The sequence below is a fragment of the Mesorhizobium sp. PL10 genome (assembly GCF_053714315.1).
Window position 1 is genome coordinate 41,977 of the sequence record NZ_JBSKBR010000026.1, and the last position, 11,499, is coordinate 53,475.

Annotated in this window: 11 protein-coding genes; all 11 read left to right on the forward strand. The window is 59.4% G+C overall.

Features of this window, described 5'->3' with window-relative positions; translation table 11 throughout:
• Positions 1–628 precede the first annotated feature (628 nt).
• Positions 629–844, forward strand: coding sequence for a hypothetical protein (locus tag ACWGTO_RS28070; protein WP_454578040.1), 216 nt, complete (start codon positions 629–631; stop codon positions 842–844).
• Positions 845–1,566: 722 nt separating this feature from the next.
• Positions 1,567–1,722: a hypothetical protein gene (locus ACWGTO_RS28075; protein WP_454578041.1), complete on the forward strand. Its 156-nt coding sequence runs from the start codon at positions 1,567–1,569 to the stop codon at positions 1,720–1,722.
• 253 nt (positions 1,723–1,975) lie between these two features.
• A complete protein-coding gene (gene nifH, locus ACWGTO_RS28080; protein WP_454578042.1) occupies positions 1,976–2,869 on the forward strand; it encodes a nitrogenase iron protein in 894 nt (297 codons plus the stop codon).
• An 87-nt stretch (positions 2,870–2,956) separates the two neighbouring features.
• Positions 2,957–4,459, forward strand: a complete 1,503-nt coding sequence (gene nifD, locus ACWGTO_RS28085; protein WP_454578043.1) for a nitrogenase molybdenum-iron protein alpha chain — start codon at positions 2,957–2,959, stop codon at positions 4,457–4,459.
• 122 nt (positions 4,460–4,581) lie between these two features.
• The gene (gene nifK, locus ACWGTO_RS28090) at positions 4,582–6,123 is read left to right on the forward strand and encodes a nitrogenase molybdenum-iron protein subunit beta (RefSeq protein WP_454578044.1); all 1,542 of its coding nucleotides are present in this window, start codon (positions 4,582–4,584) and stop codon (positions 6,121–6,123) included.
• Between the two features lie 46 nt (positions 6,124–6,169).
• Positions 6,170–7,660: a nitrogenase iron-molybdenum cofactor biosynthesis protein NifE gene (nifE, locus tag ACWGTO_RS28095; RefSeq protein ID WP_454578045.1), complete on the forward strand. Its 1,491-nt coding sequence runs from the start codon at positions 6,170–6,172 to the stop codon at positions 7,658–7,660.
• Between the two features lie 8 nt (positions 7,661–7,668).
• Positions 7,669–9,051: a nitrogenase iron-molybdenum cofactor biosynthesis protein NifN gene (gene nifN, locus ACWGTO_RS28100; protein WP_454578046.1), complete on the forward strand. Its 1,383-nt coding sequence runs from the start codon at positions 7,669–7,671 to the stop codon at positions 9,049–9,051.
• The gene (nifX, locus tag ACWGTO_RS28105) at positions 9,017–9,517 is read left to right on the forward strand and encodes a nitrogen fixation protein NifX (RefSeq protein ID WP_454578047.1); all 501 of its coding nucleotides are present in this window, start codon (positions 9,017–9,019) and stop codon (positions 9,515–9,517) included. Before nifN ends, nifX begins: the two co-directional genes overlap by 35 nt.
• A gap of 17 nt (positions 9,518–9,534) precedes the next feature.
• Positions 9,535–10,014: a NifX-associated nitrogen fixation protein gene (locus tag ACWGTO_RS28110; protein ID WP_454578048.1), complete on the forward strand. Its 480-nt coding sequence runs from the start codon at positions 9,535–9,537 to the stop codon at positions 10,012–10,014.
• A 276-nt stretch (positions 10,015–10,290) separates the two neighbouring features.
• Positions 10,291–11,157 (forward strand): universal stress protein, encoded by an 867-nt coding sequence (locus tag ACWGTO_RS28115; protein WP_454578049.1) that lies wholly within the window; start codon positions 10,291–10,293, stop codon positions 11,155–11,157.
• An 89-nt stretch (positions 11,158–11,246) separates the two neighbouring features.
• Positions 11,247–11,499, forward strand: a 253-nt coding sequence (locus ACWGTO_RS28120) for a CCE_0567 family metalloprotein (protein ID WP_454578050.1), incomplete at its 3' end; no start/stop codon positions are given.

Here is an 11,499-nt window from a genome sequence, read left to right on the forward strand (position 1 = left end):
TCGGAAACCAGCTTCAACCTTCGGCGTAATGGCCCAGTTCGTCAGGGTGTCGTCAGCAATGATCTCTATCGAGGCCACGGTGATCCGCCTGCGAGTCAAAGCAGGCAGGGTGACTTTGATCTCGAATTGACCAGGAGTTAGAAAATGAAGGGGGCCTTCCTGCTGCCGGCCACTGCAGTTGCCTTGCTCGCTCTGTTTATGACAGCGGCATCGTTTGCGTCCGAAGTCAACGACCGCTTGGCTCCAGCGCCCACGCCACCCCCGGCACCCGGGACATGCACGGCATCAAGCGACGACGCCCAAGATGCCCGCGTTGATCCGGCCGGTGTTCTTGGGTTAGGCGAAAGAATCCTCTGCTTCCTAGGGCTGGGGAAGTGCACCCCCCGATCCTCGGTTCTGAGCGATTAGCTCTCTCGATCGGAATGAGACCTTGCCGTCGGCCATGCTGATGGCCGGGATCAGTCAGCGTCTGCTCCGGTCCGCCCGGCCCCCGATGGCTGCTCCGTCAAGATGTCGTCAGCAGCGGTGCGCAAGTTCGTCAAATAGGCCCGCCCTCATCCTGGGACTCAAAGCCGGCAGAGTGGCATGGACCCGATCTGCCGTTCCCAAACTGACAACGGAGACAGAAATGAAGAGGACCGTTCTGATCATAATTGCCTTGCTGGGTCTGCTTGTGACAGCAAGATCGTTTGTGTCAGTGCTCGATCCATCGGCGCCGGTATCGGCCACGGCACCAACCGACGACCGCCAGGATGCCACCCATGGGTCAGCCGACGATCCTGATTTAATACCCGACTACGAGTTCATCTGCTGGTTCTTGCCGCGATGGGTCTGCGAGAATTGAATCAGAGGGCGAAGAGGTTCGGCGGCCGAAGTCAACGTCCACTCGGCCCCGGCGCCCACGCGCAAGTGATGCCGCCGCAATGCAACCGATGATCTGGGGCGGCGAAAAGATCCTCCTGCCTGCTTTTGCCGGGGAACTGCACTGATGCTCGCTTCTGAGGTGTCAGCGCTCTCATCGCAGGGATGAGAACGCAATCAGGCCGGAATTGGCGATAAGCGGCGAGAAGGGTATCGGCCGAGATTCGTCGGCATCTACGCCGATCCGCCTTGCCAGTAATCGCAGCTGTTTCAGGATGTCATCAGCGGCGGTCCACAGGGTCGTCAAATCGACCTGCCCGCCACCCTGCGGCTGAAGGCCTGCAGAGTGGTTTCGACTCGATCTGCCGTTCCCAAATTGCTCAACGGAGACAGAAATAAAGAGGACCATTTTTCTAGCGGCAACCGCGATTGGCTTGGCGGGCTTTCTTGTGACAGCGAGATCATTTGCGTCCAGAGTCGATCAATCGACCCCGGCAACGGCCACGACACCAAGAGACGATGAGAACCATGACGCCACAACCCAAGCAGATGATCATGCCATAAAGGACAACCACGATTGTATCTGCCTGTTGCTGGGTGCATATCGGAGAGCGAAATCGTCTGCGTCCGAAGTCACGACTCTCGGCCCAGTAACGGCCGCGGCAACAGGCGATGATAGGTTCGATGCCAGCGCCTGAGCAGCCGATGATCCTGCTGGTGGAGGCCAGCGGCAACACCCAGGTCGGACACGGGCTCTCGCGCGCCGGCCATTGGCGTTTTTTGGTAGAGATGGTCGTCTCTTACAATGATGGTGTGAACGGGGCCATCACGCGGTCATTGTCAAGGGTTGTCGATTGCTGAGCTGTGATGGGTCACCGTCGACATAACCAATCGACATTTATGTGGGCTTTGTCGGATCTGCGACATAGGTGTTTGGCCAATATCAGCCGTCTTGCATGAGGATAGACCGCTCAAAACAAATGCTAATTTTTCTTCACGTCGGCCCCACGCAGGTTGGCACGAGTTTTGATCCGTTCTTAGGAGCGGCACATGATCTGCCGACCGGTCATTCGCGTATTGGCCCCACTATATGGAACGAAGGAAGGAAAGCTACATGTCGCGTTTGCGTCAGATCGCATTCTACGGAAAGGGGGGCATCGGGAAGTCTACCACCTCCCAAAACACGCTCGCTGCCCTGGTGGACCTCGGGCAGAGGATTCTCATCGTAGGCTGCGACCCTAAGGCCGACTCTACCCGTCTTATCCTAAACGCCAAGGCGCAAGACACTGTGCTCCACCTTGCCGCACAGGAAGGGTCCGTCGAAGACCTCGAACTCCAAGACGTGCTGAAGATCGGTTACAAGGACATCAAGTGTGTCGAATCCGGCGGACCCGAGCCGGGCGTCGGTTGCGCAGGCCGAGGCGTCATCACTTCCATCAATTTCCTTGAGGAGAACGGCGCCTACGAAGACGTGGACTACGTCTCGTACGACGTGCTTGGTGACGTTGTGTGTGGCGGCTTCGCAATGCCTATCCGCGAGAATAAGGCTCAGGAAATTTACATCGTCATGTCCGGTGAGATGATGGCGCTCTATGCCGCCAACAACATCGCCAAGGGTATTTTGAAATATGCCCATTCGGGCGGCGTGCGTCTCGGCGGGCTGATCTGCAACGAGCGCCAGACCGACCGCGAACTCGATCTGGCCGAGGCTCTCTCGAAAAAGCTGAATTCCAAGCTCATCCACTTCGTGCCGCGCGACAACGTCGTCCAGCATGCCGAACTGCGCAAGATGACGGTGATCCAATATGCGCCAGACTCCAAGCAGGCCGGAGAATACCGCGCGCTTGCCGAGAAAATCCACGCCAATGGCGGTCAAGGCACCGTCCCGACTCCCATCACCATGGAAGAGCTGGAAGACATGCTGCTCGATTTCGGCATCATGAAGACGGAGGAGCAGATGCTTGCCGAGCTTGCGGCAAAGGAAGCCGCACCTGCGGCCGCTCAATAGTCCCGCCCAGGGCGCCGGGTATCCCGGCGCCTTCACCGAACGGCGTCTACCAGGCGCCAGACGACGAACCTCAAAAAGGGCAGCTTTATGAGCCTTGACCCCCAAAATGACGGCGCCTTGCACACCAAGCTCATTGAGGAAGTGCTATCGCGGTATCCAGACAAGACGGCAAAGCGGCGCAAGAAACACTTGGGCGTCGCTACCAGCAGCCAAGAGGTTGCTGGAGAGGCGGAGCCATTCTCCGAATGCGACGTCAAATCGAACATCAAGTCCATTCCCGGTGTGATGACGATCCGGGGCTGCGCCTATGCGGGTTCCAAAGGCGTGGTGTGGGGGCCGGTGAAGGACATGGTCCACATCTCGCATGGGCCTGTCGGGTGTGGCCAATATTCCTGGTCGCAGCGCCGCAACTACTATGTCGGCACCACGAGCATCGACAGTTTTGTGACGATGCAGTTCACCTCAGACTTTCAGGAAAAGGATATCGTCTTCGGCGGCGATAAGAAGCTGGAAAAGATCATCGACGAGATCGAAGAGCTTTTCCCGCTGAACAACGGCATTAGCATCCAGTCGGAATGCCCGATTGGGTTGATCGGCGACGACATCGAGGCGGTTTCACGCAAGAAGGCCAAGCAGTACGAAAAAACCATCGTGCCGGTGCGCTGCGAGGGATTCCGCGGGGTCTCGCAGTCGCTCGGCCACCACATCGCCAATGACGCAATCCGCGACTGGGTCTTTGAGAAGAAGGAAGATGAGTTCGAGGCAGGCCCTTACGATGTCAACGTCATTGGTGATTACAATATTGGCGGTGATGCCTGGGCGTCGCGTATCCTGCTCGAGGAGATGGGCCTGCGCGTGGTCGGCAACTGGTCGGGTGACGCGACGCTCGCCGAAATCGAGCGCGCGCCGAAAGCCAAGCTCAACCTCATCCATTGCTATCGATCGATGAACTATATCTGCCGACACATGGAAGAAAAATACGGCATCGCCTGGATGGAGTACAATTTCTTCGGACCCTCCCAGATCGAAGCCTCGATGCGCACCATCGCCAAGCATTTCGGGCCGGGGATCCAGGAAAAAACCGAGTCCGTGATTGCCAAATACCGCCCGCTGGTGGACGCGGTCATCGACAAGTATTGGCCGCGCCTGGAGGGCAGGACGGTGATGCTCTACGTTGGTGGCCTGCGCCCTCGGCACGTGATCTCCGCCTACGAAGACCTTGGCATGGAGATCGTCGGCACAGGCTACGAATTCGCACACAACGACGACTATCAGCGCACCGGTCATTACGTGAAAGAGGGCACGCTGATCTATGACGACGTGACCGGTTACGAACTTGAGAAGTTCATCGAGGGAATCCGTCCTGATCTCGTCGGCTCCGGCATCAAGGAAAAGTACCCGGTCCAGAAGATGGGAATACCATTCCGTCAAATGCACTCCTGGGACTATTCCGGCCCCTATCACGGATATGACGGCTTCGCCATCTTCGCTCGGGACATGGACTTGGCCATCAACAACCCGGTCTGGGACCTCTACGACGCGCCCTGGAAGAACAGACCCGCGCCGTCGGCGGCGGTCGCAGCCGAATGAGAACCTTGCTTCGCATCGCCTGCGAGGCCTCGAGCGCCTGCGGCCCTTGATCCGCGGGAGACCCGAACATCTTGACGTCCCTGTGCCGCCCGATGGCGCCGCCAGATCAAAAGAGGTAACCCATGCCGCAGTCGGCCGAAAAAGTTCTCGATCATGCACCTCTGTTCCGTGAGAAGGAATACAGGCAGATGCTGGCGGGAAAGAAGCTGAATTTCGAATGTCCGCATCCGGATTACATCGTTACGGACCAACGCGAATTCACCAAAACCTGGGAATATCGCGACAAGAACCTCGCTCGCGAGGCGCTCGTCGTTAATCCGGCCAAGGCCTGCCAGCCACTTGGCGCCGTGTTTGCCGCTGCGGGCTTCGAACGCACTATGTCGTTCGTCCACGGCAGCCAGGGATGCGTGGCTTACTACCGTTCGCACCTGTCACGCCACTTCAAGGAGCCGGCGTCGGCGGTCTCGTCCTCCATGACCGAAGACGCAGCGGTGTTTGGCGGCCTGAAGAACATGATCGACGGACTCGCCAACACCTACAAGCTCTACGAGCCGAAGATGATCGCGGTCTCCACCACCTGCATGGCAGAGGTGATCGGTGACGATCTACATTCGTTCATCGAAAATGCCAGGCAGGAAGGCTCAGTCCCGCAGGACTTCGAAGTGCCTTACGCACACACCCCAGCCTTCGTCGGCAGCCATGTCGACGGCTATGATGTCATGGTCAAGGGTGTATTGGAAAATTTCTGGAAGGGGAAGCAACGCTCCGCAGTCGCCAACAGCGTAAACATCATCCCCGGTTTCGACGGCTTCTGCGTCGGCAACAATCGCGAGCTTAAGCGTCTGCTGGATCTGATGGGTGTATCCTACACCTTTATCCAGGATGCTTCGGATCAGTATGACACCCCGTCGGATGGCGAATTTCGCATGTATGACGGCGGCACCAAGATCGAGGACGTGAAAGCGGCACTCAACGCCGAGGCAACGCTGTCGCTGCAACACTACAACACCCGCAAGACGCTGGAATATTGCCAGGAGGTCGGGCAGACAACGGCCTCCTTCCACTATCCCATCGGGGTCGAAGCCACCGACGAGCTTCTGATGAGGGTGTCGGAAATATCCGGCAAAGAAATCCCGGAGGCGATCCGCCTCGAACGTGGACGCCTGGTGGATGCGATGGCCGACAGCCAGTCGTGGCTGCACGGGAAGAAATACGCCATCTATGGTGACCCGGACTTCGTTCACGCTATGGCCCGCTTCGTCATGGAGACAGGCGGCGAGCCGACCCACTGCTTGGCTACCAATGGCACCAGTGCCTGGGAAGCTGAGATGAAGAGGCTGCTCGCGACCTCCTCCTTTGGCAAGGAGGCCCAGGTCTGGGCGGGCAAGGACCTATGGGCGATGCGCTCTCTGCTCTTTACAGAGCCGGTGGACCTGCTGATCGGCAATTCTTACGGCAAGTATCTGGAGCGCGACACGGGCACGCCATTGATCCGACTGATGTTCCCGATCTTCGACCGTCATCATCACCACCGTTTCCCGCTCATAGGCTATCAGGGTGGACTGCGCGTGCTGACGACGATCCTCGACAAGATCTTCGACAAGCTCGACCGAGAGACGATTGAGACGGGCGTGACGGACTATTCCTTCGATTTGACCCGCTAAAGCAGCGACCAGCCACCGTCCGGACGGACTTCAGGAGACCGGCGCAATGTTCTTGCCCAATGCCAAACTGCGGGACGTCTTCAGCGAGCCCGCTTGCGAAAAGAACCAGGGCAAGGATGCCAAAACGCGCAAAGTGGGTTGCTCCAAGCCGCTGACGCCCGGAGCTGCAGCCGGAGGCTGCGCCTTCGACGGTGCCAAGATTGCGTTGCAGCCCATCACTGACGTGGCGCATCTGATCCATGCGCCGCTCGCCTGCGAGGGCAACTCCTGGGACAACCGGGGCGCGACGTCATCCGGGTCGGCCTTGTGGCGCACAAGCTTCACGACCGATCTCACCGAACTCGACGTCGTGATGGGGCAGGGCGATCGCAAGCTTTTCAAGGCCATTCGCGAGATCAGCCAAGCTTATGCGCCGGCGGCGATCTTCGTCTACTCCACCTGCGTGACCGCGCTGATCGGCGATGACATCGATGCCGTCTGCAAGCATGCGGCGGCAAAGTTCGGCTTGCCCGTGGTGCCGATCAATGCGCCGGGCTTCGTCGGCTCTAAAAATCTCGGCAACAAACTCGCCGGCGAGGCGTTGCTCGACCACGTCATCGGCACCGCAGAACCCGATGATGCCGGCCCTTGCGATATCAACGTCCTCGGCGAGTTCAATCTCTCCGGGGAGTTCTGGCAGGTAAAGCCACTCCTTGATCGACTCGGCATCCGCGTGCGCGCCTGCATACCGGGCGACTCACGCTATCTCGATATCGCCTGCGCACACCGCGCCCGGGCAGCGATGATAGTGTGCTCGACCGCTCTCATCAGTCTCGCCCGCAAGATGGAGGAGCGCTGGGACATCCCGTTCTTCGAGGGTTCCTTTTACGGCATCACCGCCACCTCGCATGCACTTCGCAACATCGCTGATCTGCTCGTCAGGAAGGGGGCCGACCCGGAACTTGTCGACCGCACCGAGGCGCTGATTGCACAGGAGGAGGCGCTTGCTTGGAAGAAGCTCGCCGCCTACCGCCCAAGGCTTGAAGGCAAGCGCGTGCTGCTCAATACCGGCGGTGTCAAGTCCTGGTCGCTCGTCGATGCTCTGATGGAGCTCGGCATCGAGATCGTCGGAACGTCGGTCAAGAAATCGACCGTTGAAGACCAGGAGCGCATCAGACAGACGCTAAAGGAAGAGAACCAGATCTTCGAGTCCATGGCACCGCGCGAGCTTTACGCCCTGCTCTCACAGCGCAAGGCCGACATCATGCTGTCGGGCGGGCGCACGCAATTCGTCGCGCTGAAGGCAAGGACACCCTGGCTCGACATCAACCAGGAGCGTCACCACCCCTATGCCGCCTACGACGGCATGGTTGAGCTCATGCGCCAGATCGACCTCGCCATTCACAACCCGATCTGGTCCCAGGTGCGCGAGCCGGCGCCGTGGGATAGCCATCCTGCCGTGGAGGATCACCCGACAAGCACAACCAGCGCCAGTTCGACGGGCCGCGCTGCTCAGAAATTCGCTGACACCACGGCCAAGGCCGTCGGCCAGGGTTGAGGAAACCGATGGCCAGCATTCTTGCCCAGACCAAATCGGCCGCGGTCAATCCGCTGAAGTCGTCACAGCCGCTGGGTGCCGCGTTCGCCTTTCTCGGAGTCGATGGTGCAGTTCCGCTGTTCCACGGCAGTCAAGGCTGCACCAGCTTCGCTTTGGTGCTCTTCGTGCGGCATTTCAAGGAAGCGGTGCCCCTGCAAACAACGGCGATGGATGAATTGGCGACAATCCTCGGCGGCGCCGAGCATCTCGAAGAGGCGATCCTCAACCTCAAGACCCGCACCAATGCAAAGCTGATTGGGGTCTGCACCACGGCGCTGACTGAAACCCGTGGCGAAGATTTCGCAGGCCACATTGCCAGCATCAAGCTCGAGCGTGCGCAAGAGCTCACGGGTACGCAGATCATACTGACCAACACGCCGGATTTCGACGGCGCGATCGAAGAGGGCTGGGCCAAGGCCGCTACCGCGATGATCGAAGGCATGACACGGCCTGGCGAGCAGGTGCGGAAGTCCAAGAAGCTCGCCATCCTGCCCGGCTGGAACGTCAACGTGGCCGACATCGAGCACTTGCGCGAGATGGTGGAAAGCTTCGGCCTCGAGCCGGTGATCCTGCCGGATGTCTCCGGCTCGCTCGATGGTACGGTGCCGGACCGCTGGATTCCCACCACCTGTGGCGGCACCAGCGTCGAGGACATTCGCGAGCTTGGCACGGCGGCGCACTGCATTGCCATTGGCGAGCATATGCGCTGCTCGGCAGACGCGCTGCGGCGGCTGACGGGAGTGCCTTACATGCTGTTTCACTCCCTAACCGGATTGAAGGCCGTCGATCGGCTTGTCTCGCTTCTTTCGTCGATTTCGGGCGCGGCGGTGCCGGCCAAGATACGCCGTCGTCGGGCTCAATTGCAGGATGCCTTGCTCGACGGACATTTCCATTTCGGCGGCAAAAAAATTGCGATCGCTGCCGAACCAGACCAGCTCTACCAGTTGACGACCTTTTTCATCGGTATGGGCACCGAAATCGCGGTCGCAGTGACCACGACCGATAGGTCAAAGATTCTCGAGAAAATTCCAGCGCAATCGGTGCAGGTCGGCGATCTTGGAGATCTGGAAACCCTTGCCGCCGGCACTGACCTTCTTGTGACCCATTCCCACGGACGCCAGGCGGCAGAGCGCCTTGGCATTCCGCTCATGCGCGTCGGCTTCCCCATCTTCGATCGCCTCGGCAGCCAGCACAAGTCCACAATCCTCTACCAGGGGACGCGCGACCTCATCTTCGAGGTCGCCAACATCTTCCAGGCCAACCAGCATGCGCCGAGCCCTGAGACCCTTGATCCGTTCCGCAACCGAGAAATGCCAAATGACCTCGCTTCGTCGCCTCTCGCTCGTTACTGACGAGGTCCACGCATTGCCGCCGGAAAGGCAAGCCGGCGCATTACGCGTGGCGATCGCCACGCAAGACTTAAAGGACCTCAACGCCCATTTCGGATCGGCCAAGCGCTTTGCCGTCTACGACGTAACGTCTGCCGAATGGAATTTCGTGGAAGCAGTGATGTTCGATGACGTTTCTGACGAAAGCGGAACGCATCGAACCGAGGGCGATGACCGCATCGCCCCGAAAGTGTCGGCATTGAAAGGCTGCCATCTTCTGTTTTGTTTGGCGATCGGCGGGCCTTCCGCAGCCAGGCTCGTTGCAGCAAAAATCCTTCCGATCAAAGTGCAGCGCCCTGAACCCATCGCTGGCGTCCTGTTGCGCACCCAGGAGATGCTCAGGAAGGCTCCTCCGCCCTGGCTGCGCAAGGTGTTAGCGGACGCCGGCGTTCCCCGAAAGAAACCGTCCTTCGAGGACGACGAAGATTGAAACGAGGAGAATGCGCAATGGCTGATGCGGCGGTCCTCCCTGCTGTCAAAGAGGACGAGGCGGCGCTTGCCACGCCTTTCGTCAAGTGCCTCGTGCGGCTGGTTCGCGCGCAGGACTCTTACGGTTCATGGGAAGGCAAACCGGACCCAGAGCTTCTGGCCGACTTCATTATCACCAAGGAAAAGCGTCGTGAAATCCCAATCATCGGCGATCCTGATCCGGACGTGCTGTTGAGACTCGATATTTACTACGCCGCGGTCGGGCTTGCGATCGAGGAGCGCGCCGGCCTGATGGCATCGCCCATGATGAAAATTAGCCATGAGGGCTTTGGGCGCGTGCTTCTCACGGCCGGGCGATTGGTGGTTCTGTCGAAGACGCTTCGCGACGTCCACCGGTTCGGCTTCGAGACATTCCGAAAGCTTGCTGAGGCCGGTACGAAACTGGTCGACGATGCGATCTTTGCCATCGAAATCTATCCCGAAGCGGCCCGGGCGTGACCAACGCATTCGAGGAAACAGATCATTTCCAGAACCTTGAGGAGTGCAGAAGAACCTCGGGAGCCGCCGGCGCGCCGGACCCTGGGAGGGAATTCAAGGGCACCGCAGGTCTTGACCAGCCCAAACGGGCCACGAACTGGCCGGCTACGCTCTCGATGAGCAGGGCGGCAGACAATGAAGCGAATGCGGTGCCTTCGTCCACTCTACTGCTGGAAGTAAATGGTGCAGCTTCGAATACGTGTACAAGTACAAGAATACTCGGAAAGAAACACTCAAATGGCTTTTAGAACCGTATTGTGTGTCACGGAAGTTGAACACTCCGATCAGGACGTCAGAACCGCCGCCGACCTGTGTGCCGAGGTTGGCGCATGTCTGTCCGTACTGGTCATCAAATTTTCCAAGCGTCGGCCGAACGGCGCGGGCGTCTGGCCTGAGCACACACCAGACGTGGTCAGACTGGAAAGACGAATTCGCGAAATCGACACCCTTTCACAGAATATCGTCAGACTGGAAAAACGGTCCAGGGAAATCCATTCGCTGCTGGAAACCATGTGGGCTCGCTGTGACGTGGACACCGACTATTGCGACAAGGCCAATGTCGGTGACCTGGTGCGGCGGCGGGCCCTCCTTGCGGACCTGACAGTCATCGGACCCTCGCTTCTCGATGACGACGATCTCGGGCCTCTTGCTATTGACGGTAGCCTGTTCGAATCGGGAAAGCCGGTGCTTGTGGTGCCGCGTGGCGCCAAGGCTTCTCTTAGGCCGCGGCGCATGCTCGTCGGCTGGGATTCGCGAGTCGAGACCTCGCGTGTCGTTGGGGACGCGCTGCCTCTGCTATCCGATGCAGAGGATGTTCGTGTCATATTGCTCGATCCGCAGGCAACCGGGGACGGAAACCGCCCCGGGCGGGGAACCGACATCGCGGGCTACTTCGCCCGGCACGGTATCCGGGTGGCTATCGACCGGCTGCCCAGCCCCGTCCAGTCGCTGCCCACAGTCCTCATGCAGCACGCGATTGACACGTCCGCCGACATGGTCGTCATGGGCACTTATGGCCACCGCCGGTTGCATGAGCGGATCTTCGGCGGTGTGACCAGATGGATAGCTGAGAAGCCGCTATTGCCGCTGTTTGTGGCGCGCTGAAGATCGAGGCTGTTGTCGCACGAAGCAATCGAGCCTGGCCGAAACGGTTCGGCTGGAGGTCGCGCCGTGCAACCGATTCGGAGGAAGGAATGTCGGACCTTGAGAAACTGCAAAAGAAAGTCCGCAAGCTCCAATCGCGCGCGGGAACCGCGAAGATGGACTTGCACGACCTTGCCGAGGGCCTCCCGGTCGGCTGGCGCAAGATAAAGACCGTCGCGGAGAAAACGTTCGACGTTTTTTTTGAGTTGGACGGCAAGGAGAGAACTCGCAGCCTGGGAGAACACGATGACCAGCCCGTTCGTTACCCGCGACGGCTCCAGATGGATGCCAGACTATCTGACC

Excerpts from the sequence above, each read along its gene's own strand:
- nifH (WP_454578042.1), top strand. The coding sequence starts at position 1,976 with ATGTCGCGTTTGCGTCAGATCGCATTCTACGGAAAGGGGGGCATCGGG.
- nifK (WP_454578044.1), top strand. The coding sequence starts at position 4,582 with ATGCCGCAGTCGGCCGAAAAAGTTCTCGATCATGCACCTCTGTTCCGT.
- nifD (WP_454578043.1), top strand. The coding sequence starts at position 2,957 with ATGAGCCTTGACCCCCAAAATGACGGCGCCTTGCACACCAAGCTCATT.
- ACWGTO_RS28110 (WP_454578048.1), top strand. The coding sequence starts at position 9,535 with ATGGCTGATGCGGCGGTCCTCCCTGCTGTCAAAGAGGACGAGGCGGCG.
- ACWGTO_RS28075 (WP_454578041.1), top strand. The coding sequence starts at position 1,567 with ATGATCCTGCTGGTGGAGGCCAGCGGCAACACCCAGGTCGGACACGGG.
- nifN (WP_454578046.1), top strand. The coding sequence starts at position 7,669 with ATGGCCAGCATTCTTGCCCAGACCAAATCGGCCGCGGTCAATCCGCTG.
- nifX (WP_454578047.1), top strand. The coding sequence starts at position 9,017 with ATGACCTCGCTTCGTCGCCTCTCGCTCGTTACTGACGAGGTCCACGCA.
- nifE (WP_454578045.1), top strand. The coding sequence starts at position 6,170 with ATGTTCTTGCCCAATGCCAAACTGCGGGACGTCTTCAGCGAGCCCGCT.
- ACWGTO_RS28115 (WP_454578049.1), top strand. The coding sequence starts at position 10,291 with ATGGCTTTTAGAACCGTATTGTGTGTCACGGAAGTTGAACACTCCGAT.
- ACWGTO_RS28070 (WP_454578040.1), top strand. The coding sequence starts at position 629 with ATGAAGAGGACCGTTCTGATCATAATTGCCTTGCTGGGTCTGCTTGTG.